Below are 22831 nucleotides of genomic sequence, written 5' to 3'. Positions count from 1 at the left end.
AGAAAGCGTCTTTTTGGGTGATTACTGAATGGTCGTTTTTTCTAGTTGGTTAGGGGATATGCCATTGGAGGATGGATGAATGAATGATTTAAAATTTATAGATTTGTTTTCAGGTTTGGGTGGATTTCGAATCGCACTTGAAGACGCTGGTGCTCAGTGTGTGTTTTCTTCTGAGATTGATAAGTATGCGAAAGAAACGTATGCGATGAATTTTGGGGAAGAGCCTTCAGGAGACATTACGCAAGTGGCTTCACTGGATATTCCTGATCATAATATTTTATGCGCGGGGTTTCCTTGTCAGCCTTTTTCAATCGCTGGATTACGAAAGGGATTTGAGGATACCCGAGGTACGTTATTTTTTGAAGTTGCACGGATTTTAAAAGACAAGCAGCCTGAAGCGTTTATTTTAGAAAATGTTGCCGGACTTGTGAATCACGATGGGGGAAATACGCTTACAACCATAATGAATACTTTGGACGAGCTCGGATATGTCGCTTCACATAAGGTGATGAATGCGAAGAAGTATGGCGTACCACAAAATCGTGACAGATGGTATTGCATTGGTTTTCGGAAGGATTTAGAGATCACGTTTGACTCTGATACTAGTGAAAATAAACACTTCTATCATTTCCCTGAAGAACGTCCGTTAGACTATACGATTAATGAGATCATTGAAAAAAAAGAGATAGAAGATTATAAGATTACCGAAACAGCACTACGAAATATTGAAAAATTCAAACCGAAATTTTTAGAAGGTCCAAGGTTTAATCCGGCGCATGTGATGATTGCCAATGATATTAGACCTTCGCGATGCCATTTTAGCACAACAGGCATTTCACCTTGTTTAACAGCGAAAATGGGTACCGGTGGTAATAACATTCCGGTACTAGTAAAATACAAGCGCAAATTGACAGAAAGAGAATGCTTACAAATTATGGGGTTTCCGAGCACATACAAAATTAAGCCGAATAACCAACAAACGTATAAACAAATTGGCAATAGTGTTGTTGTTCCGGTAATCTCGCTACTTATAAAAGAGATGGTAAGGATGCTAGAGGTAGTGAAGAATGAAATAAAAGTTGTCAGTTGATCATTCGAAAGGCCTCCTTTATACGACGTAATGAACTGAGCTCTTATTTATGGACAGTTCACTACAAACCCTTTGAAGATTAGGCCACCAAAAAAGATGACTCCAGTAGTACGGGAGTCATCTTTTTTGGCATTCCATTGCTTTCGAGTATAGAAAAAGGACAGATAATACAAGTGCAATGCAGTCTAGATAAGAAGAAACTATATCTATATAGATTGTACAGTGCTCGCAAATGTGGATAGATATGGTTCTTGCTAATTGCTTAGAGCCTATTAATGTTTATTTTTTATTTTCAAATCTATGAACTTTAACATGATATAATTTAACGTAATAGGAAAACAATACGAAAAACAACTAGTTTTGACAGAGGATTTATTAGTGAGATAAGGAAAGGACTTTTTATGTTTAAAAAACGTGCTACGTTAAAAACATTCTTTTTACGACGGGTTTTTCTCGCGTTAGTAATAGTAGTGAGCTTATTCGGAGCTAGCCAATTGTATTTTACTAATCAAAGTATTAATCGTGAAGTAGATAAGCGAGCAACCTTAGTTGGACAAAATATTGAGCGTGAGTTTGAAAATATGAATCTAGCAGCAAAATCCTTAGAAAATCAAATTGACCAAAGACTCATTTCCATAGCAAAACATATAGTGGAGAAGTTAAAAGGAAAAAATGTAAATGAATTAACAAACAAACATTTAATAGAAATAAAGGAAGAGTTGGAGGTAGCTGGGATCACTTTGTTTGCAAGAAAAGGTGACGATATAGTTGGTGTTTTAGCTACAGATCCAAAGGAGATTGGATTTAGTTCGAGGGAATTTGGATTTTATGATACGGTGGATACCTTTTTAAATGGAGGCAAACCGTATGTAGAGGGAGCAACATTTGTAGATAACAACATTTTGGTTCTTCCTATTGCTCAATCCGGATCCCATCAAGATGAAGTCGCTTTCTTTAAATACAGTTATTATCGTCCACCAGGCGCTTCATATTTTATTAGTACTTATTTAGAAGTAGACGAGGTTGAGAAGCTGTTAAATGAAGTCGGGCCTAGTTCTTCGATTGCGCAAATGAAAATCGACAACCCTTATTTAGATGAAGTCGCCATTTTAAATCCTAAGGTTTTTGCTGATCCATTATTACAAGATCAATTGTATCCTCCACTAAAGCAAATTTTGCATGGTACATTTGACTACCAAAGTGATGAGGATATTGAAGTGTTAGAAAGTATGGTTTTAGAACCTGAAAAGACAGCATATGTTCAACGGATTAATGGAAAGAAGTTGTATAAAGTGTTTCTTCCGATAGAAAACAATCAGGTTATTTATATTGCTTTTGACTATGGGAAAATGACTGAACCTTTAATTCGCCAATCAATCTTAATTGGTATAACAGGATTTGTTTCATTACTTGTCCTATATATGATTACAACCGAATTTTTTAAACGGATTTATCAAAGTATTGATAGAATTGTAAGGAAAGTAGAGAGAATCTCTAAAGGGGAATATGGATTTGTTAATGTTTCTAATGAACAATATGAATTTAAACAACTTACAGAGTCTGTAAATGAAATGTCCTTAAGTTTGCGCCAATCTTTTGAAAAGTTATCAAACGAAAAGTTATTTCGTGAACAAATTTTAGCTTCTATTCCAATAGGGATTATGACAGTGCATAATCGAGATAGTGAGATAGAAATCAATGTGAGAGCAAAAGAGTTACTATCTTTAGACGAGGAAGAGATCAAAAAAATCTACAGGGAGCCATATAATTTAGGTGCAAATACTGAATTTTGGAGTTTGTTTAGTTCCAAAAACTTCTTTCTTAATAGAAAAGTATCATTTATAACAGGAGAGAGATCGTATGTTTTTTTAGTTTCTCAATCTCCTTTTGTTGAGGAGAAGAACGAGATCATTGGGAGAATCTTTTATTTCGTTGATGTATCAGAAATGGATAAGTTAGAAAATAGAATCCTCCATACAGAAAAACTAGCATTAGCTGGTGAATTAGCTTCGAAAGCTGCTCATGAAATCAAAAACCCTTTATCTGTTATTCAAGGATTTATTCAATTAATGAATACTGAATTCTCCGTGCAAGATCGTAATAAATATCATACGGTACTTATATTGAAGGAAATTGATCGAATTAATACCCTAGCAAAAGATATGCTAATGTTAGCTAAGCCTAGTTTGAATTTGAAAAGGGCTTATTTAGAGGATCTATTAGAGGAAATTATACCTTTCATTCATGCTAAATACTCGTCTAACATTCTCATTCGAATTAATTTACAACCTCATATATTATGTATTGATGTTGATCAAATGAAGCAAGTGTTTCTAAATCTCATTATAAATAGCGTCGAAGCTATGGAAGAAAAAGGTGAGATTGTAATCTCTTCTAAGCTTGATCAGAATAAAGTACACATCTTCATAAAAGATGATGGTAAGGGGATTCATGAGGAAATACAATCTAACTTGTTTGAACCTTTTGTAAGTAGTAAAGACACAGGTACGGGGCTTGGTTTAACCATAATCAAAAGAATTATTGAAAGTCACGATGGGACGATTGAATTGGTCTCGTCAGACAAAGTAGGGACTTGTTTCAAAATAACATTGCCATCAGCTGGAAGCATAGATGAATAATCGCTGTTTTAAAAGTAAACCTCTTCATTTATGAGAATTTCCACTCGAATTTTAGATAGAAACGAAACGGATCAGAAGCAAACATTTGTGGAAAACGTTGAAAAAGTGAGAGAATTCAATCTGATTAAAAGAGTAAGAAAATGTAAAATAACCTCGGGTTCGAGGTTATTTTTTGTTTGCTTGACGGCCACTCTTTTTTTGGCTTTGTGAGCTTGAATTTCCAATTTGAAACTCATTGCCTAATTCGACATCATTTTTTTGATCTTGTTTCTCGATTTGCTCTCTTGTTTGATCCTTTTTTTGTCTTCCTTGTTTAGACATAGTGTATCACACCTCGCTTTTAAAGTATTATTTTTAATATGTGCAAGAAAAAGAAATTTACGTATTTTTCATTTTAGTAATAATTCACATTATGAAGGGGTTTTAGCACGTTTGAAATTAATAGCATAGAAAGATCAGAGAGATCAGATACTAATAACTTATCATAAAATGGATATATTAATGGAACAGCTTCGCTAAAAAGAGGTGGGTGTCTTTGTTTTACAACCTGATCTTGAAAGTGAAAAAGAACATCTGGTTCCTTCCAAGTGCATATTGTTTGATCGCTTCAGTTTTAGCGATTGTTGTGATTTGGGTAGATACAGTCCATGGAGAGAAAGTAGAAAATGCGATTCCATCGACATTATTAATTAGTGTTGATTTAGCACAGACGATATTAGGAACTATTGCGGCTGCTTTATTAACGATGATTACAATTACCTTTTCTACTATTACGGTTGTCTTAACTACATATTCTTCACAGTTTTCACCGAGAACGCTCGTTGATTTTGTAACAAATCGAGTAACGATGAGAGTTCTGGGGATTTATATGGGTGGTTTCATGTACTCAATCCTTTCATTGCTTTTCATGAGGGAGGACTTGGAGCATGAAGTGATAGCAGGTTCAATTGGAGTTTTGTTTTCAATTGTTTGTCTAGCATTCTTTGCGTATTTCATTCATCATGTTGCCACCTCAATCCAAGTGAATAAATTAATTAGTGATTTGACTCACCAGACATTAAAAACAGCTCATGATCGAATTAAATCAAATGTGAAAGATGAAGTTGTTACGATTTCGAATGATAAACCTCGTTTGCAGCTGAGTAACCTAAAGGTTGTTGAAGTAAGGACTAGGACGTTTGGTTATGTTCAACTCATTCAATATGATCAATTGCTAAAAATAGCTAAAAAGCATGACTTAGTTATAGAAATTGTTCCGACGATCGGGACTTTTGTTAATACAAATAAAGTGTTGTTTAATCTTTATTATCAAAAGGAAAAACCACGTGTGGATTTGCATAAGTTCATCGAGCTAGGTAATGACCGCACACTATTACAAGATGTTGACTTCGGTGTACAGAAAATTGTTGAAGTGACATTGCGCGCTTTATCTCCAGGGATTAATGATCCGAACACAGCAATTGATGGAATCCTTCACATCGGAAAACTACTTGAAACGGAATGTAAACAGGATGGAAGCTATATCCTTTACGCAGTTGACGGGAGAGTGAGAGTGTTTGCCCCGAAAAAAACAGTGGAAGAATTATTGTACGACACTTTTTATCAAATTTGTCATTATGGGCGAGATGATACGTCGATCATGTTTGCTACTTATGAAGCATTGATACTTATCGCAGAGGGAAATAACGAAAATATTAGGAAGAAAATATGGGTTTTCAGCAGGTATTTGTACAATAGTTTCAATAAAGAAGTATGCCAAGAATTAGATTTGCAGTACTTGAATGAGAAGGTAGAATCTTTGCGTGAGTTGACGGTAGGGTAAAAGTAAGTATATTTAGGTCTTATAGGATGATTCAGGAAAAGTGATCAACTGCGTTGATCACTTTTTTAAGTTGAAGTTCAGCATAAGAATAGCTTAAAAATGGGTTGAACTGTCAACATAACGATTTTTCAAAAGTTTCGTAATAGGAAATTTATTACTATCTGAGGGAAGAGGTAATTGACAATCTAAAGAGAGATTGTTATCTTATAGATAATTAATATTCATATTAAGAAACAAAAGATTGGGCACTTTATATTTTATTGTATTCGTGAGTGTTTTTTAGTGGAAAATGTGAATTGGATAACAATTAGGAGATGATTTTATGCTTCCATCTTTTTTTATTGCTCATGGAGCGCCGTTACTTGCAATTGAAAACAATGAATACACACAGTTTTTAGCTCAATTAGGAGATACATTTCCAAAACCGAAAGCAATTATTTTATTCTCAGCCCATTGGGAGTCTGGAGTTCAAAAAGTAAGTCGAGTTGATGAGTACGAAACAATTTATGATTTTGGAGGCTTTCCGGAAGAATTATACCGTATTCAATATCCAGCAAAAGGAAATGTAGAGATAACACAAGAAATAGAAAAATTGTTCACAAAAGAGAAGGTACCTTATGAAGTTGAGACAAAACGTGGATTAGACCACGGAGCTTGGGTAGTTCTAAGATTGCTTTACCCAAATGCTGATATCCCCGTTATCTCAATGTCTATTAATCCACATCTGTCACCTGAGGAGCAGTACAGGGTTGGAAGATCGTTATCAGAGTTGAGGAAGAAAAACGTTCTTATCATCGGAAGTGGAGGAACGGTGCACAATTTGAGAGCTTTGAATTGGGCGAAAGATAATAAGGGAATTGATGAATGGGCACATGATTTTGAAGAGTGGCTTTCGAAAGAAATGAAAAGTTGGGACCTTGAATCCCTTTTTAACTATCAAACGTTAGCTCCTAATGCTAACGTGGCTGTACCACCATATGGTAATGAACATTTTGTCCCGATTTTTTATGCTATGGGAGCAGCAGATGATCAACAGACAGCAAAGTTATTGCATCGCAGTTACCGATATGGAAACTTAAGTCACAGTGTGTGGCAATTTGGTTAATAGAATATAAAACAGTAAAAACCAAGAAGAGGTTCAACATAAGTTGAACCTCTTCTTACTCATTAAGTGATATGTAAACTTAGTCAATTATTGTTTTTTCCGAATAAGGTATTTAAAGATTAAAAAGCATTTTGGATTTGTGGTATTTTCACCCTTCTTAATAAGAATACGATAGGGCCTAGTAACATAATTCTTCTCCACGATGCTTTAAATTTCAGTAAAAAGAATAATAAGGCGGGGACAGTAAGGACCCAGACATGTAAGGGTTTTCTTGAATATGCATAACCAAATGTAAAGAGAAGGTTCCAGATTACCCATGACCAAAATATATTCCAACCATTTTTAAAATAAATCATTTTATAATTTAGACCTAAGAATTCAATTGTAGCGCTCTTGAAAGACCATTTTAAAATATGTCTGATTTGTAATTGCAAGTTGTCTCTAGGGAAATTCGCCATACACAGTAAGAATACTAAAGGTGTGATGAAGAAGATGTGTACTACTCGTAGCTCCTTTAAACTTAAGCTATCTGACTGTAACTCCCAAAGGATCCGATTTTTAAAAAAGTAGTAATAAGAAGAGTTAATTAATGTAAGGTAAATCAAAGCTTTTTTAAATTCAGGTAAAATCCTCCAAGTTTGCTGCCGGTAATTTAACCAAATAAGGAGTGTGCATAGAATGATATGTCTCATAATTTAATCCTTTCAAATGTAATTATATTAATACGCTATTAGGTTCTACCAATAGGTTTGAAAAAATGTAAGTATATGTAAAATAAATAAATTACATTTTTAAACCGAAATGATACCTTTAAGATAAAGGGCAATTGTTCGTGAGCAAGGAACGTGTTATAACTTATATCGGGAGGAGTTATGAAAAAGTCTGTAGGATTATTATTAACTATTTCAATCATTGCCATTTCATTTGCGGCGATATTTGTGAAGTGGTCTGAAGCACCTGCCACTATCATTAGCATGTATCGCATGAGTTTAGCTTGTCTATTCTTATTGCCAATAGCATCGGTGAAAAGGAAAGAATTTTTAAAGTTATCAATACGCGATTGGATATTTTTATCTGTCGCCGGTGTTTTTTTAGCCATGCATTTTGCCTTGTGGTTTGGTTCGTTAAAGCTAACAACTGTAGCAAGTTCAACGATTATCCTTTCTTTGCAGCCAATAATTGCGTTGTTGGGAGGATTTTTACTTTACAAAGAGAGAGTAAGTTTGTCTATTATTTTGCCGATAGGGATTTCTATAATTGGAGTCATATTAGTTGGATGGGGAGACTTTGGCCATGGGAGTACATCCGTTATTATTGGTAATATCCTCTCCTTTTTAAGTGTAATAGCAGTGGTCGGTTATTTGTTAATTGGACAAAGCAAGGTAAAAGAAATTTCTCATTGGGTTTATAGCTTTTGTGTATTCTTCTTTGCTGGAGTCACACTTATTCTATATAACCTCTTTGCGGGCATTCAAATTAGTGGTTATGGAATGCAAGAATGGGGCATTTTTCTATTATTGGCTATTTTTCCGACAATTGCTCATGTCATCTTTAATATGTTATTGAACTATGTGAACACAACAACGATATCAATGAGTATTTTAGGTGAACCTGTAGGAGCAACCATTTTAGCTGTTTTATTATTAGGGGAGCAAGTAATTAGCTTACAAATAGTAGGAGGATTCTTTACATTAATGGGTGTATTTTTATTTTTGCATCAACAAAATAGAATGTACCGAGTTAAGGTAAAAGATGAGAATAGAACGGCGTAGGTTTTTTAGATAAATTAATCATTTAAATGGTTTCTCTTTTTTTTCCACGTTCAACAAAGCGTAACTTAACTGAATGTTATTGACGAATGAAAGAGCATTAGTCACTATAGAACTAAACTACTAATCTATCAAATAACTTATTAGTTATAATTATGGAGGCTAGAGCGAATGAATAAATCAAACAGTTGTTGTGCAGCCAATCGGTCAGAAATTGAACTTAAATCAAAGATGGTGAAAGATAACAATCGTGTTTCCTCTTCTAATCAAACTGTAATTATGGATGATATGGTGTACATTCCTGGGGGAACTTTTTTAATGGGAACGAGTGACAAAGATGGTTTTGTCGCTGATGGAGAAGGTTCAGTTAGAGAAATTACAGTAGATCCGTTCTATATAGGTGCTGATACGGTTACAAACGAACAATTTCAACAATTTGTAAATGAGACTTCTTACAAAACCGAAGCTGAACAATTTGGATGGTCATTCGTCTTTTATCAGTTTGTGAGTGAGAAGACTAAGGAGACAGTCACACAGCAAGTACAGTCCACCCCATGGTGGTGGGTGGTTGAAGGAGCGTATTGGAAACAACCTGAGGGACCGGACTCTTCCATTGATAATCGGTTAAACCATCCTGTTGTTCATATTTCGTGGAATGATGCTCAGCAATATTGTAAATGGGCAGGAAAACGCCTTCCAACTGAAGCGGAGTGGGAGTTTGCAGCTCGTGGTGGATTAGAACAGAAAAAGTATCCGTGGGGCGATGAATTACTACCAAATGGAGTCCATCAATGTAATATTTGGCAAGGGAAGTTTCCTTTGCAAAATGACATGGACGATGGCTTTGCATCGACCGCTCCAGTCAAATCATATTTTAAAAATGGGTACGGGCTTTATAATGTTTCTGGGAATGTATGGGAATGGTGTTCCGATTGGTTTACACCTAACAGTGACAAACGAGGAGGTTCTATAAACCCAAAAGGACCCGATTCAGGCCAAAGTCGCGTGATTCGTGGAGGGTCGTACTTATGTCATAAATCTTATTGTAACAGGTATAGGGTGGCCGCTCGAACATCTAATACACCTGACAGCTCGTCCGGGCATATGGGCTTCCGTTGTGTAGTTGATTTGTAATGGAATTAATATCATAACTTAATTTCGAGAAGGTTCTTTCAGAGAGCCTTCTTTTTTACTATTATCAAACAATGCACTTCGTTGGGATTATGATGTAAATTCTAAATAGTATATACCTTCTCGAATGTTGATGTATAATTTCTATTATGAAAATGTCAGGAGCTAGGGGACGTATATGTTACAAGAAATTAATGTTTTATTAGAAAGAAAAATGCCTTATTTGACGCCTCTAAGTGTGGTTGTGGGCTTAGTGATGGCGAGTTTGTTAGACTCTTGGGTGATGGTTGTACCATGGATTTTCGCTTTTATTACATTAACGAGTAGTCTTGGGGTTAAATTCGGTAAATTGAAAGAAGCCCTGTTACATCCTGGTCCAATTCTTCTTTCTTTAGTAATCATTCAAGTGGTCATACCATCAATCACTTTCGCTATTGGGCGCCTGTTTTTTTGGTCGGACCCATTGACGATTGTCGGATTAATGGTTGCTTTTGTTATTCCTACTGGTGTGATTAGTATGATGTGGGTGTCTATATACCAAGGTAATACTTCGGTGACGATCGTAATTGTGTTACTCAACACCTTACTATCACCATTGCTTATTCCAATGACGCTGGATTTATTCGTCGGTGCTAGTGTAGATTTTGACACATTGAGCTTAATGAAAAATTTAGTATTTATGATCGTGGTTCCTTCATTACTTGGAATTATGTTGACTTATCTTCCCTTTTTGAAGGCTGAAAATGTAAAGTCGATCTTTGCTCCTTTTTCAAAAATGGGCCTACTTTTCGTCATTGCAATCAATAGTTCCGTTGCAGCACCAGTTATTTCGTTTGATTGGAACATGCTTAAAATTGTTGTGGCTGTCTTTTTTCTGTCATCTATAGGCTATTTATTAGGTGCTGTAGCAGCTAAGTTGTTAAAATTAAAAAACGATGTTGTTATAAGTTTACTTTTTAATTGTGGAATGCGAAATATTAGTGTCGGAGCAACGATAGCTATGTTATATTTTCCTCCCCAGGTATCTGTACCGGTTGTTACAGGGACGTTATTTCAACAAGTACTAGCCGCAAATTATGGTAAGATTCTTTCAAAATACTTAAAAAAGAAAGAAATAGAGGAGAAAAGAGAGTATAAAAGTGTAGTGAGTTAATATATCTACTTTCTATGTTTTTTGATAAAAAACATAGCTTTATGGAAGGCTTAGGGGAATTCAAACTCACTAAGCCTTCTGTTGTTGAGGATTGCATGATGCGCAATGAAGTCTATTTATCCTATATTACATTATATACCGACCGAAGCATTTGAGTTTGTTTCCAATGGTTTACCTGTTACTATAATATTGAATCTTCATTAAGAAAGGACCAATTTACATGTCTAATATACACATTCCTGTTTCAGTTTTAAATCTTGCCCCCATTCGACAAGGGCAGGGAGCTAATGAAGCCATTGCTGCAATGGTTGAATTAGCGCAAGCAACTGAAAAAATGGGTTACTCTCGATATTGGATTGCTGAGCACCATAATACGCCAACATTAGTGAGTTCAGCTACGTCTATTCTAATTAAACATACGTTAGAACATACAGAAAAAATCCGTGTTGGATCTGGTGGGATTATGCTCCCTAATCATTCCCCTTTGGTAGTTGCCGAGCAATTTGGGACGATGGCAACTATGTATCCAGGTCGAGTGGACTTAGGGCTTGGACGGGCACCTGGTACTGATATGAAAACAGCGAGTGCTCTTAGACGATCTCAAAATGATTCCGTCTTCACCTTTCCGGAGGATGTGAAAGCATTGCTTACGTACTTTGGAGCGAAAGAGGATCAAGGGGTTGTAAAGGCGTATCCTGGTGTTGAAACGAATGTCCCGATCTATATTCTAGGTTCTTCGACAGATTCAGCTTTTTTAGCGGCAAAATTAGGTTTGCCGTATGTATTTGCCTCTCATTTTGCTCCAAGATACATGGAAGAAGCTATCTCAATATATCGGAGCAGGTTTCAGCCATCTGAGCATTTGGATGTTCCACATATGACTGTATGTCTTAATGTAATTGCAGCTGAAAGTGATGAAGAGGCTCAATTTGAGTCGACAACAATGCAACAATTTTTCTTGAATGTGGTACGTGGTTCGCAGACGCCACTAAGTCCTCCAGTTGAGAATATGGATCAGATCTGGAGTCCGACTGAAAAGGCAATGGCAACCTCGATGTCCAGTGTTACATTGCTTGGAAGTAAAGATTCAATACGCAAACAGTTAACAAGTTTTCAAGAAAAATATGCCGTCAACGAAATCATGGTTGTATCCTATATTTATGATCCTGATAAACAAAAACGTTCATATGAAATCTTAAAACAAGTGGTCGATGATAAATAAGATTTTATGATAAAAAGATAGACCCTATCTGAGGATAATGATAGGGTCTATTTCTTTGTCGATCTTAATGTTTCATTAATACGAAAATTCTCCTTAAATATTTATAAACTAGTTAATTTAAATTAAGTATTGTGATTCTTATCACATTCGAATTGGTCATGTACGAAATATAATTGTACTAGACTCGAAACTTGGAAAATGAATGCTGATTACATTTACTACAATACAAATTTAAGGGGGAAACTAATCATGAATTATAAAAATATATTAGTAGCTTATGATGGTTCTGATACAAGTAAAAAAGCTTTATTGCAAGCAAGAGAAATCGCTGATCAAGTGGTAAAAGCGGAGTTTAGCGTTCTAATTGTTTCTGAACTTCCTGAGAAAGTTTTTAGCACATCGATTTACACTGAAATGGAAGAAAGTAATAAAAAAATAGCTGAAGAGAGAAGAGAAGAAGCGCAAGACATTGTAAAGAACTTACGCAACACAAGCACAGTACTTGTCAAATCAGGGCAAGCGGCCAATATTATTGTTGACTATGCAAGAGAACTCAATTCCGATTTGATCGTTTTAGGGAATCGAGGACTAGGTGGAGTACAAAGATTATTTCTAGGAAGTGTTAGTGATCAAGTCGTACAAAATGCTGGCTGTAATGTTCTAGTTGTAAAATAATTTATTAAACATTGAAAACGCTATCAGATAAGGGCAGCCTTTAAAAAGAGGTTGTCTTTTTATTTTTGATTAAGTTTATGAAAATTGACGGAATAAATTGAATTTTGTTAAAAAGGAAGTATAATGGTTATTATTACTTAGTCTATTTTATCTAGTTAAATAGTCAATTATTATTTCATTACAAAATATGATGCAAATTAAGGAGGATAGGACTGAAAGCGTAATCATTAGGTCTAATATAGGTAATTTAAATGTTAATCCAATGATAGTTTGTTTATATTCGATAACGTTATGTAGAAAGGTAGGTAGAACAGCATGTCAATAAAAAAGAAATTAATCATTGTATCTATTTTGCTTATAACGATTCCATTGTTTATTCTAGGAGGATTTAGTTATAACAAAAGTACAAACAGTTTGGATGAATTGGGAGCCACTAATTTAAAAAATAGTGTCGAACTAACACTTGAATTAATTGATGTTTTAAATGCTGAAGTTGAAAAGGGAACATTGTCGTTAGAAGAAGCACAAGAGAGAGTGAAAATTGCAGTATTAGGAGAAATGAGCGCTGATGGAATCAGGCCAATTAATTCGAATCTGGACCTAGGTGAAAATGGTTATATTTTTGTATTAAATCAAGAGGGTGTACAGGTTGCCCATCCCAATATAGAAGGAATGGATGTCTGGGGTGAGACAGATTCTAACGGGGTAAAGTTTGCACAAGAGATGGTTAAGACTGGTAACGAAGGTGGGGGTCTTACCTATTATGAATGGCCCATGCCAGGTAATGAAAGTCAAGTTGAAAGAAAAGTAACTTATGCCAAGACGGACCCACATTGGGGATGGGTAGTGAATGGTAGTACATATATGGTCGACTTTAATAAATCCGCTAACGATATTTTATCAACGATTCTTATTGTAGCAGGTATTACGCTACTTGTAGGTGGTACTGTAGTTTGGTTTTTTGCAAATAGTATCTCCAATCCAATAAATGCTGTTACAGAAAGGATGAAACATCTAACAAATGGTGATTTACGCCAAGAGCCATTAAAGATCAACTCAAAAGATGAAGTCGGTCAAATGGCAAATGCATTGGATCAAATGCAAGAGGGATTAAGGGAGATCATGAACAAAATTACTCAATCTTCAGGAATACTTTCAGGACAAAGCGAGGATTTAACCAAATCAGCAGAAGAGGTGAAAACAGGTTCTCAACAAATTTCAGTTACTATGCAGGAATTGGCTGCAGGTGCAGAGACCCAAGCAAGCCGATCGAGTGATTTGGCGACAATGGGGGAATCGTTTGTCACAATAGTTCAAGAGTCAAATGAAAATGGAGAACACGTTCTTACTTTTTCAGAAGAAACTTTAGGTTTATCGGAGCGAGGCACGCAGTTAATGGAGTCGTCAACTAAGCAGATGGCAATAATTGACGAAATTTTCCAAGAGTCTGTTCAGAAAATGAAAGGGTTAGATGAGAAATCGCAACAAATTTCTAAATTGGTTTCTGTAATTAAAGATATCGCAGAGCAGACGAACTTATTGGCATTGAATGCAGCTATTGAAGCAGCACGTGCAGGTGAACATGGAAAAGGGTTTGCAGTTGTAGCTGATGAAGTGAGAAAGCTCGCAGAACAAGTATCGGTTTCTGTAACAGACATTACTGAAATTGTCTCCAATATTTTATCTGAAACAGAAGTCTTATCGCAATCCTTATTGAGTGGCTATAAAGAAGTTGAGCAAGGTACCAGCCAAATTCAAATGACGAGTGAAACATTTCATAATATAAGAGAATCTGTGGAGGAAATGGCTAAAAGTATCAAGGCAATCACAGCAAATTTGTCTGAGATGACAACTAATAGTGCAAAGATGAATCATTCTATTCAAGAGATTGCAGCGATCTCGGAAGAATCTGCAGCAGGAATAGAACAGACGTCTGCTTCATCTCAACAAACAAGTAGTTCGATGGAAGAAGTATCAGGAAGCTCAAGTGCATTGGCAGAGGTGGCAGAAGATTTAACAAAATTAGTGCGCCAGTTTAAACTCTAGGTTGTCACTGCAGAACTTTCTAAAAATAAAAGGCAATATAATAGGAGAGCTTGAAGAAATTGTAATTGAAAATAACGAGATTGAATCCTCTTAGCTAATGTCTAAGAGGATTTTTTGTTTAATTTATACAATATGAAACATACTAATCGTATCGAATTAACAAATATAGCGTCAAAGGACTTAAAAATCTAACCTTTAACCTTAAGAAAGAGAGGATAAACTAATGAATTTTCTATGGGGCATATTCGGTATTGTTACGGTCTTTGTAATTGCCTTTCTTTTTTCAAGTAATAAAAAAGCAATTAACCTACAAACTGTTCTAGGTGGATTGGCAATTCAAATTGGTTTCGCAGTGATTGTTTTAAAATGGGAAACAGGTTTTGCATTTCTACAATGGCTAACTTTAGGAATTACAGCCATAATTGATTATGCTTTTGAAGGAATTGACTTTTTGTTTGGTGGCTTATTTCAAGCCGAAGGAATCGGCTTTGTTTTTGCCATTGAAGTACTAAGCATAGTTATTTTCTTTTCAGCATTAATAGCGATTTTATATTATTTAGGCATAATGCAAAAAGTGATCCAAATCCTTGGTGGTGCCTTATCAAAGATTTTAAAGACGAGTAAGACAGAATCGATGTCAGCAGCAGCCAATATTTTTGTCGGCCAAACAGAAGCACCTCTTGTAGTTCGTCCCTATATTGAAAAAATGACAAAGTCGGAGTTGTTTGCTGTTATGACGGGGGGGCTTGCATCTGTAGCAGGGTCTGTATTAATTGGCTATTCCTTGCTGGGTGTTCCACTAGAGTACTTATTAGCAGCGAGCTTCATGGCCGCGCCTGCTGGGTTAATCATGGCCAAAGTTATTATACCAGAAACAGAAAAGTCTCAGACATCTGATAAAATCATGGTTGATCGTGATATGGAATCGGCGAATGTTATTGATGCTGCTGCTCGGGGGGCTAGCACTGGTTTAACGTTAGCATTAAATATCGGGGCAATGCTTTTAGCATTTATTGCTTTGATTGCTTTAGTAAATGGTATATTAGGTGCTATCGGTGGATGGTTTAACTTTGAAGCTTTAACATTAGAGCTAATTCTTGGGTTTATTTTTGCTCCGATTGCATTTGCTATTGGTGTTCCATGGCACGAGGCTGTTATGGCAGGAGGTTTTATTGGTCAAAAAATTGTTCTGAACGAATTTGTCGCATATGCAGCCTTTTCTCCTCATATTGAAGAGCTCTCAGGTAAAACAGTTGCCGTCATTAGCTTTGCATTATGTGGGTTTGCTAATATTTCTTCAGTTGCGATTTTACTCGGTGGATTAGGGAAATTAGCCCCTAGTAGAAGAACTGATATTGCGAAGCTTGGGGTTAAGGCGGTAGTAGCGGGGGTTCTAGCTTCACTATTAAGTGCGTCAATTGCAGGGATGTTATATTAGGAGCCTTTAAAAAAGGGCTTCTTTTTTTGGGTAAAATTTATAGGTGGAAAAATAGAATGAATAGTAGGGAAATTTAGTATAATTAGGGGTTTGATGGATTGTAATTCAAAACAGAAGCCAACCTATTATGGTGGAAGTGGTATAAAAGACATTGTCCGTATGTGTGGAAATTCTTATAAAGAAACAATTATTAAACCAAAGGAGGTAAAAAAGACAGTTCGATATCCATATTTTCCATATCCAATAGCTTAAGATTAAAGAAGCTGTCTCAAAAGGCCGGTATATAACCTCTGAGACAGCCACTTAATTTTGTATTAGAATTCTTTTGCAAGAGCAACTGCTTCTTGTAGTCCTTTTTCAATAATTTCCTCTGCTTCATCTTGGAATTGATTGTGTCCTTCAACGATGACTGATTTCACTTTTTCGATACCCCAGAAATTTAGCATTGTATTCACATAAGTAACAGCCATTTCCACTGATTGTGCAGGTCCCTCTGAATAAACTCCACCACGTGCATTTAAAAGTACAGCCTCTTTATCAGTTAGCAGACCAACAGGACCTTCTGCTGTGTATTTGAATGTCTTTCCAGCTTGAGCCATGTAATCCAAATACGTGTGTAACACTGCAGGGACAGTAAAGTTCCAAAGTGGGAAAGCAATTACTACTTTGTCCGCTTCAATAAATTGATTTAAATAACGAGTCACTAAATCTGTTGCTTCTTTCTCAGAGGGAGTTAATTCCATTCCGTTTGAAAGCTTAAACATCCCATTAATTTTATCCGTATCTAAATAAGGTAAGTTCTCCTCAAATAAATCAAGTTCTGTAATCGTATCTTCTGGATTAGACTCTTTATATTGATCAAGAAAAGTGTGATATAGCTTCACACTCACAGCCTGATCGATTGGACGCGAGTTTGCTTTGATAAATAATACATTTGACATGGGAAATTCCTCCTGAATATAAAAAAATTAACTAAGTTGTTATAGCAACATTTAGAGTGAAAAAATACTAGGATAATAGTATAAAGTAAGGGCGTATTTGTCCATTTCAAAGGTAGTGGGGGGACAGAAACGATACTCAATCTAGTTGCTATGCATACTAACTGCTACGATTGCTAGTATAAAATATATCTAAGGAGAATGTCAATTAATAAGATTTATTGAAAAAAGAAATGGTATTGTGACTTCATCTTAGGAAAGAAAACACAAAAGGACAATGTAGCATTGTCCTTTTGTTTGTAATTATTTTAAAATGTCGTGGTCAACATAACGTTCACCGTTTAATTCACTAATTATATTAATGGCAACTGCTGCACCATTTCCAGATGTAACAATAGTATGTACGCTTACGCCAGCAATGGTACCAGCCGCCCAGATTCCATCTTTGTTTGTACGTCCGTCTTTATCAACGTCAATTATTGTTTTGATTCTTGGCTCAGTTCCGTCAACTAACGTTAGGCCGACTTTATTAGCAAGGTCACTTAGAGCGCCTGTAGCAAATAAAACATGCTTCGCGTTAATTTCTTGGTTTTCGGATTTTACTTTATAGCCGTCACCCTCTGGCGTAATGTCAACAACAGTGTCTTCAATAAATTCAGCGCCAAATTTAGCAGCTTGTTTTTTTCCTGTTTCGACTAAGTCAGGACCAGAGATCTCGCTTATGCCATAATGATTTTCCATCCAAGCGCGTTGTGTCATACCCTTTCCATTATCGAATACAACTGTTTTTTTTCCTGCTTTTGCTGCAAAGATTGCAGCACTAGCGCCTGCAGGACCTGCACCTATGATTGCGATATCATACATATTATATAACCCCCAGATATTTTTTAAATTATATAAATAGAAGAGCAATGCTTTGTAAGCGCTTCCTCTATGAATATTAAATTATTGTCCATCGTAAAATTTCTGAACATTGTTATTCATTTTTTCTAGAATTCTTTCTAATTGTAAAAGTTCTTCCTTTGAGATGTCTTTGCACACAATATCATTGAACTTTTCCGTAATAGGGATGATTTCTTCACCGAGCTTTTTTCCACATGGGGTAAGGTAGAGTTTAACGGAACGTCGATCGTCTTCACAATGGCTTCTTACAACAAAACCTTTTTTTTCAAGACTTGAAGCCATTCTTGCAATATTTGTTTTGTCTTTATCGAGACGTTCTACCAGTTGATTTTGGGTTAAGCCATCCTTCTCCCATAAGAGCATCATGATCAAATTCTGCTCGGGTGCGAGATTGAAAGGTTCAAGCTTTGATTTAATATAACTAGTAAGATTTAGATCGGTTTTATGTAACTTGATACTTATATAATCTTGAAATGCTAATCTCAAAGAACCCAACACCTCCCTATTAGTTGCTATACATACAAGCTGTAGTTTTAGTATAGAAAAAAGCTAATCGTCTGTCAATTTTAACTTCAATAGTTTGTTCAATCAGATCCATGCAATGGAACACAGAAAATGGAGAATGAGTTCAGAAAAGTGGACGATATATATATACTATCATCTGGCTTGAAAATTGTGCTGAATTAGGATATCTGGTATGTAATTGTACGATGAGGGGATTCTAAACCGTAAATATAGACAAGGAGCGATGTGCTTTGACGAGTATAAATGGTGAAATCATATCAGGAGAATTTGATTTTGAGTCGAATGAATTTTTGTTACATAGAGTGAAAAATCAATTTACCACTTCAATTATAAAAGAAAAACAATTTGATAAGATCTATCGTTATTTAAAAGAACATCAAGATAGTGGAGGGTCACAAGTGATTACTCTGTATGATCAAATGTTAGTACCGTTAACGCAAGAAGAAATAAAAGGTTTGCTCGTGGATTTAGAGAGAATTCAGCCTTTATATCACTAAGATAGAACCACTTGTGTAATGGCAAGTGGTTCTTACCTTTACATATAGAACTATCAAGTGTAATGAGGTAAGATTAATAACAGTGCAAAACATACAATAACTTATAGTGTAACTGAATATAGGAAGAAGGTAGTAAATGCATGATTGAAGCTAGGACGAATGAATTTTGGAAAGCGACGATAGCTCTTAGCATCGGTTCTCTACTAATCTTTGCAAATGTTTACTTCACTCAACCAATATTGCCGATTTTATCAGCAGAGTTTCAAGTTTCATCGTTGGCAGCGAATATGACGGTGTCGTTGGTGATATTAGCCCTTGGCTTATCGCTATTTTTTTACGGCCCACTTTCAGATAGTGTAGGGAGACGTGGTATTATGATCGTCACGCTTTTTCTGGCTACTGCGACAACGTTTTTGGCAGCATTCGCACCCACATTTGAAACGCTAATTGCAATTCGAATCCTGCAAGGAGTTTTTTTAGCGGGTCTGCCATCATTGGCAGTTGCTTACATAGGGGAAGAATATTCGATTAAAGCTGTACCAATAGCGATCGGTATTTATATTAGTGGAAATACGATTGGAGGAATGTTTGGTCGTGCATTTAGTGGGATTTTAACAGACCTCGTTCATTGGCGTTTTGCTTTTATTGCAATGGGGTTTGTAAGTGTAATTTGTTTGTGTGTTTTTATATGGTTACTGCCTCGTTCAAAACAATTTGTAAAAAAAGAGTTTCATCTAAAAGGAACGCTAAAAGCTTATCAAACCCATATTTCGAATAAAGAGTTAACCTATGCTTATTGTATTGGAGGTTTATTATTTTTAATTTTTGTTGGCCATTTTAGCTATGTTACCTTTCTTTTAAGCAGCTCGCCGTTTGAGCTATCTGCAAGTATTATTGGATTGTTATTTTTAACCTATATTGCAGGTACAATTAGTTCCCCACTCTCAGGGAAGTTCTCTGAGCGATTCTCAAAATCTACTTGTATTCAAGTAGGGATACTTATTATGGTAAGTGGCTTTTTGTTAACGATCTTAGAAAGTGTAACAGCGATTATTATTGGTCTTCTTTTAAATTGTTTTGGTTTCTTTTTTGCTCATTCAACAGCAAGCTCTTGGGTAAGTGCGCGTGCGCGATCGGCCAAAGCTAGTGCTGCTGGTTTGTACCTTATCTTTTATTATATTGGGGGAAGCTTAGGTCCATTTTATTTAGAACCGTTTTGGTCAGCTTGGCATTGGAGGGGAATTATCATAGGGAGTATCTTAATTCTTGCTGCTACGTCGGTAATTAGTTTGAAAATGAGAAGAATAGAAGCACTTTCCATTCAAGGAGACATGGTAAGGAAAGTAAAAGGGTTCTAATGGATAGAATATAAAATTCAATTAGAAGGTAGGTTGTACCAAAACCCGAATAACGGACACGGCTACTTAGTGTCTATTATTCGGGTTTTTCATGACTATTAAGACTCATTCAAGCTGTCAACTGAAACACTCTGTTTTTGGTTTGGGTCATCAAGGGGGTGGATTGTAGCGGTACCTTGATCCTGATCGACATGCTCTATGTAGACTGGTTTGCCATTATACATTACCTCAACCATATTTTCTGAAGATGAAATCTCTTGTGCGCGTTGTGCATTCATTGTTATCACCTCCTTTAAAAGTTTTTACAGTATTACTATTCCTTTAAAATGACTAAGATATACTAGTTTGTTTGAAAAAGTTGGCAATTAGTACGTCCAATTTGGTCGAGTTGGAAATTTAAGGAGAATTTATCACCAATCCTAGATTTATTGAATTTAATAATGAAAAGCAAGGAGAGAGAGGGAGAAAGTTGAAGGAGATACTGATAATTTTATTGCTTCAGCTCGTTTATGTCCCTTTATTAACAATGAGGACTATTTTTCTAGTAAAAGGGATGAGCATTATTGCTTCATCATTAGCTGTACTTGAGGGATTAGTTTACGTATTTGGATTAGCAATCGTTTTAACTGGAGAGAAAAGTATAGTAGCAATGATTATCTATGCCGTTGGGTTTGGTGCAGGAATTTTATTAGGATCATTTATCGAAAAGAAATTAGCCATTGGATATACGTCATTAATTGTTAATCTAGAAAGGAAAAACGAAGAGCTAATTGCTTCTTTAAGAAATGGTGGATTTGGAGTCACCGTCTTTCAAGGGGAGGGAAAAGAGAGTATCCGTTATCAACTTGAATTACTAACAAAACGCAGCCGAGAAGACGAGCTTATACAACTAATAGAACAATTTGAACCTAAAGCTTTCATTATTTCCTATGAACCAAGACGATTTAAGGGAGGGTTTTTAGTGAGAGCAATGAAGAAGAACAGGAATAAGAGAAATACAACCATCGAGAAGAAGAACACTAGATAGATGCATGGAAATATGTCTACTTTCTATGAATTAGTTTTTTCTTATTTTAATATTAAACTTAAACTATTTGAATAGTCCCGAGTGAAAGAATGTTCTTTTTATTAAAATCTCCAATAAACTACATCTAAAAGCACAATAACTCCTTTTACCATCTTCGTGTTACTGTTTTATTAGACTAGGAGGTGGGATTATGGGAGTAGAGGTTCTGAAGAAAAGTGTATTCGGACCTGAGCCTAAAAGGTATATTAAGTCGGAAGTCGTGGCTACTATACTTGGTGTGCTTCTCTGTGTTGGTATTATGCTTCTTGGTACTGTTGTTGCCGACTTAATAGGGGGAATCCTAAAACACTTCAATATTCTACCTAGTGGAAGTTCAAGTCCAATCTCCGGGATTTTTGTTGCAATATTAATTGGAATCGTAGTAAGGAATGTCTTTGGGTTACATGACATTTTTGCAAATGGAGTGACATTTGCAGTTGCTTTCTTTTTGAAAGCAGGAATTATTTTACTGGGGATTCGGCTAAGTTTGTTCGATGCTGTGAAACTAGGTCTTTGGGGACTCCCAATTATAATCTTATGCATTTCGAGTGGCCTTATCATTACATTATGGTTAGCTTCGAAATTAAAACAATCGAGTCGATTAGCAACCTTAATCGCTTGTGGAACAGGGATTTGTGGGGTGACAGCCATCATGGCAACTTCACCTACTATAAAGGCAAATAAAGATGAGGTCTCATACGCAGTGGCTAACATTACAATATTTGGATTACTTGGTATGGTGATTTATCCTTACTTAGCTTTTTTATTTTTCGGTGATGACCCGATAAGAGTTGGATTGTTTCTAGGTACAGCGATTCACGATACTGCTCAAGTAACGGGAGCAGCTTTAATATTTGATCAGACGTTTCAATTAGAAAAAGTGATAGATGTAGCAACCATTACAAAATTAACACGAAATGTGTTTATCGTTGCAGTTATTCCTGCCATGGCTTACTTCTTTTTGAAGAAAGGGACGCATAATGTGGACCAGCAAAGTGTCAAAGTACACAAATGGTACCAAATATTCCCATATTTTGTGTTAGGGTTCCTATTGTTTGCTTTAGTAAGAACGATCGGAGATGTTGGTATATCTAATAGTGGGGCAGCATTTGGTTTGGTTAAAACAGAATCATGGGTGGATTTGCACGAGACTTTAAGTACGCTAGGTTCTCAGTATGTGTTAGGAGTAGCGATGGCGGCAGTTGGTTTATCGACAAACTTCAAAGTCTTCAGAGGGTTAGGAATAAAGCCGTTTTATGTTGGGTTAGCTGCTGCTTTAATTGTCGGACTTGTGAGTTTTTTTATGGTTTCTATATTGGGTGGTTTTATTAATATGTAATAATAGATTGCTCGAATAATGGTCAGTTAGGAAACTGATTGTTATTCGAGTTTTTCATGTTCTTTGATGAAAAACCGTTTATAATGAAAGTGTTGAATTTAATCGGAGAATAAAA

General features: G+C 35.8%; 20 protein-coding genes. 15 read left to right on the top strand and 5 right to left on the bottom strand.

Annotated features, from left to right (window positions below; all coding sequences use genetic code 11):
- Positions 1–79 precede the first annotated feature (79 nt).
- Both AC1FXZ_RS06360 and AC1FXZ_RS06355 read left to right on the top strand, forming a co-directional pair.
- Positions 80–1090 carry a DNA cytosine methyltransferase gene (locus tag AC1FXZ_RS06360; protein WP_480051870.1) on the top strand — a complete coding sequence of 337 codons (1011 nt, stop codon included), beginning with the start codon at positions 80–82 and terminating at the stop codon, positions 1088–1090.
- 401 nt (positions 1091–1491) lie between these two features.
- Positions 1492–3729, top strand: coding sequence for a sensor histidine kinase (locus AC1FXZ_RS06355; RefSeq protein ID WP_480051869.1), 2238 nt, complete (start codon positions 1492–1494; stop codon positions 3727–3729).
- A gap of 165 nt (positions 3730–3894) precedes the next feature.
- Here AC1FXZ_RS06355 and AC1FXZ_RS06350 read toward each other — a convergent pair whose 3' ends face one another.
- Complete coding sequence (locus AC1FXZ_RS06350) at positions 3895–4050, bottom strand: hypothetical protein (RefSeq protein ID WP_480051868.1); 156 nt, start codon at positions 4048–4050, stop codon at positions 3895–3897.
- Between the two features lie 214 nt (positions 4051–4264).
- On the opposite strand from AC1FXZ_RS06350, the gene AC1FXZ_RS06345 reads away from it, so the two are divergent.
- The 9 genes from AC1FXZ_RS06345 to AC1FXZ_RS06305 all read left to right on the top strand — a co-directional run bounded on the left by AC1FXZ_RS06345 (position 4265) and on the right by AC1FXZ_RS06305 (position 16090).
- A complete protein-coding gene (locus AC1FXZ_RS06345) occupies positions 4265–5551 on the top strand; it encodes a DUF2254 domain-containing protein (RefSeq protein ID WP_480051867.1) in 1287 nt (428 codons plus the stop codon).
- 322 nt (positions 5552–5873) lie between these two features.
- Positions 5874–6656, top strand: coding sequence for a dioxygenase family protein (locus AC1FXZ_RS06340; protein WP_480051866.1), 783 nt, complete (start codon positions 5874–5876; stop codon positions 6654–6656).
- A gap of 872 nt (positions 6657–7528) precedes the next feature.
- A complete protein-coding gene (locus AC1FXZ_RS06335) occupies positions 7529–8428 on the top strand; it encodes a DMT family transporter (RefSeq protein ID WP_480051865.1) in 900 nt (299 codons plus the stop codon).
- 168 nt (positions 8429–8596) lie between these two features.
- Positions 8597–9559, top strand: coding sequence for a formylglycine-generating enzyme family protein (locus AC1FXZ_RS06330; RefSeq protein WP_480051864.1), 963 nt, complete (start codon positions 8597–8599; stop codon positions 9557–9559).
- Between the two features lie 175 nt (positions 9560–9734).
- The gene (locus AC1FXZ_RS06325) at positions 9735–10709 is read left to right on the top strand and encodes a bile acid:sodium symporter family protein (protein WP_480051863.1); all 975 of its coding nucleotides are present in this window, start codon (positions 9735–9737) and stop codon (positions 10707–10709) included.
- 220 nt (positions 10710–10929) lie between these two features.
- Positions 10930–11931, top strand: a complete 1002-nt coding sequence (locus AC1FXZ_RS06320; protein WP_480051862.1) for an LLM class flavin-dependent oxidoreductase — start codon at positions 10930–10932, stop codon at positions 11929–11931.
- Positions 11932–12180: 249 nt separating this feature from the next.
- Positions 12181–12606, top strand: a complete 426-nt coding sequence (locus tag AC1FXZ_RS06315; RefSeq protein ID WP_480051861.1) for a universal stress protein — start codon at positions 12181–12183, stop codon at positions 12604–12606.
- Positions 12607–12921: 315 nt separating this feature from the next.
- A complete protein-coding gene (locus tag AC1FXZ_RS06310) occupies positions 12922–14652 on the top strand; it encodes a methyl-accepting chemotaxis protein (RefSeq protein ID WP_480051860.1) in 1731 nt (576 codons plus the stop codon).
- Positions 14653–14875: 223 nt separating this feature from the next.
- Positions 14876–16090: a NupC/NupG family nucleoside CNT transporter gene (locus tag AC1FXZ_RS06305; protein WP_480051859.1), complete on the top strand. Its 1215-nt coding sequence runs from the start codon at positions 14876–14878 to the stop codon at positions 16088–16090.
- Between the two features lie 314 nt (positions 16091–16404).
- Here the strand turns inward: AC1FXZ_RS06305 and AC1FXZ_RS06300 are convergent, their stop codons facing one another.
- The 3 genes from AC1FXZ_RS06300 to AC1FXZ_RS06290 form a co-directional block, all read right to left on the bottom strand.
- Complete coding sequence (locus AC1FXZ_RS06300) at positions 16405–17031, bottom strand: FMN-dependent NADH-azoreductase (protein WP_480051858.1); 627 nt, start codon at positions 17029–17031, stop codon at positions 16405–16407.
- Positions 17032–17331: 300 nt separating this feature from the next.
- Positions 17332–17892, bottom strand: coding sequence for an FAD-dependent oxidoreductase (locus AC1FXZ_RS06295; protein WP_480051857.1), 561 nt, complete (start codon positions 17890–17892; stop codon positions 17332–17334).
- Between the two features lie 81 nt (positions 17893–17973).
- Positions 17974–18417 (bottom strand): MarR family winged helix-turn-helix transcriptional regulator, encoded by a 444-nt coding sequence (locus tag AC1FXZ_RS06290; protein ID WP_480051856.1) that lies wholly within the window; start codon positions 18415–18417, stop codon positions 17974–17976.
- A 269-nt stretch (positions 18418–18686) separates the two neighbouring features.
- On the opposite strand from AC1FXZ_RS06290, the gene AC1FXZ_RS06285 reads away from it, so the two are divergent.
- The gene (locus tag AC1FXZ_RS06285) at positions 18687–18953 is read left to right on the top strand and encodes a hypothetical protein (RefSeq protein ID WP_480051855.1); all 267 of its coding nucleotides are present in this window, start codon (positions 18687–18689) and stop codon (positions 18951–18953) included.
- A gap of 140 nt (positions 18954–19093) precedes the next feature.
- Complete coding sequence (locus AC1FXZ_RS06280; protein WP_480051854.1) at positions 19094–20311, top strand: MFS transporter; 1218 nt, start codon at positions 19094–19096, stop codon at positions 20309–20311.
- Between the two features lie 98 nt (positions 20312–20409).
- Here AC1FXZ_RS06280 and AC1FXZ_RS06275 read toward each other — a convergent pair whose 3' ends face one another.
- Positions 20410–20589 (bottom strand): small acid-soluble spore protein H, encoded by a 180-nt coding sequence (locus AC1FXZ_RS06275; RefSeq protein WP_480051853.1) that lies wholly within the window; start codon positions 20587–20589, stop codon positions 20410–20412.
- A gap of 191 nt (positions 20590–20780) precedes the next feature.
- Between AC1FXZ_RS06275 and AC1FXZ_RS06270 the strand changes: the two genes are divergently transcribed.
- The gene (locus AC1FXZ_RS06270; protein WP_480051852.1) at positions 20781–21338 is read left to right on the top strand and encodes a DUF2179 domain-containing protein; all 558 of its coding nucleotides are present in this window, start codon (positions 20781–20783) and stop codon (positions 21336–21338) included.
- 190 nt (positions 21339–21528) lie between these two features.
- Complete coding sequence (locus AC1FXZ_RS06265) at positions 21529–22716, top strand: YeiH family protein (RefSeq protein ID WP_480051851.1); 1188 nt, start codon at positions 21529–21531, stop codon at positions 22714–22716.
- The last annotated feature ends 115 nt before the right edge of the window (positions 22717–22831 follow it).

The organism is Halalkalibacter sp. HAAS-P014 (assembly GCF_056619965.1).
This window is presented reverse-complemented; position numbering and strand designations above follow the sequence as displayed.

Excerpts from the sequence above, each read along its gene's own strand:
- AC1FXZ_RS06360 (WP_480051870.1), top strand. The coding sequence starts at position 80 with ATGAATGATTTAAAATTTATAGATTTGTTTTCAGGTTTGGGTGGATTT.
- AC1FXZ_RS06355 (WP_480051869.1), top strand. The coding sequence starts at position 1,492 with ATGTTTAAAAAACGTGCTACGTTAAAAACATTCTTTTTACGACGGGTT.
- AC1FXZ_RS06350 (WP_480051868.1), bottom strand. The coding sequence starts at position 4,050 with ATGTCTAAACAAGGAAGACAAAAAAAGGATCAAACAAGAGAGCAAATC.
- AC1FXZ_RS06340 (WP_480051866.1), top strand. The coding sequence starts at position 5,874 with ATGCTTCCATCTTTTTTTATTGCTCATGGAGCGCCGTTACTTGCAATT.
- AC1FXZ_RS06335 (WP_480051865.1), top strand. The coding sequence starts at position 7,529 with ATGAAAAAGTCTGTAGGATTATTATTAACTATTTCAATCATTGCCATT.
- AC1FXZ_RS06330 (WP_480051864.1), top strand. The coding sequence starts at position 8,597 with ATGAATAAATCAAACAGTTGTTGTGCAGCCAATCGGTCAGAAATTGAA.
- AC1FXZ_RS06325 (WP_480051863.1), top strand. The coding sequence starts at position 9,735 with ATGTTACAAGAAATTAATGTTTTATTAGAAAGAAAAATGCCTTATTTG.
- AC1FXZ_RS06320 (WP_480051862.1), top strand. The coding sequence starts at position 10,930 with ATGTCTAATATACACATTCCTGTTTCAGTTTTAAATCTTGCCCCCATT.
- AC1FXZ_RS06315 (WP_480051861.1), top strand. The coding sequence starts at position 12,181 with ATGAATTATAAAAATATATTAGTAGCTTATGATGGTTCTGATACAAGT.
- AC1FXZ_RS06310 (WP_480051860.1), top strand. The coding sequence starts at position 12,922 with ATGTCAATAAAAAAGAAATTAATCATTGTATCTATTTTGCTTATAACG.
- AC1FXZ_RS06305 (WP_480051859.1), top strand. The coding sequence starts at position 14,876 with ATGAATTTTCTATGGGGCATATTCGGTATTGTTACGGTCTTTGTAATT.
- AC1FXZ_RS06300 (WP_480051858.1), bottom strand. The coding sequence starts at position 17,031 with ATGTCAAATGTATTATTTATCAAAGCAAACTCGCGTCCAATCGATCAG.
- AC1FXZ_RS06295 (WP_480051857.1), bottom strand. The coding sequence starts at position 17,892 with ATGTATGATATCGCAATCATAGGTGCAGGTCCTGCAGGCGCTAGTGCT.
- AC1FXZ_RS06280 (WP_480051854.1), top strand. The coding sequence starts at position 19,094 with ATGATTGAAGCTAGGACGAATGAATTTTGGAAAGCGACGATAGCTCTT.
- AC1FXZ_RS06275 (WP_480051853.1), bottom strand. The coding sequence starts at position 20,589 with ATGAATGCACAACGCGCACAAGAGATTTCATCTTCAGAAAATATGGTT.
- AC1FXZ_RS06265 (WP_480051851.1), top strand. The coding sequence starts at position 21,529 with ATGGGAGTAGAGGTTCTGAAGAAAAGTGTATTCGGACCTGAGCCTAAA.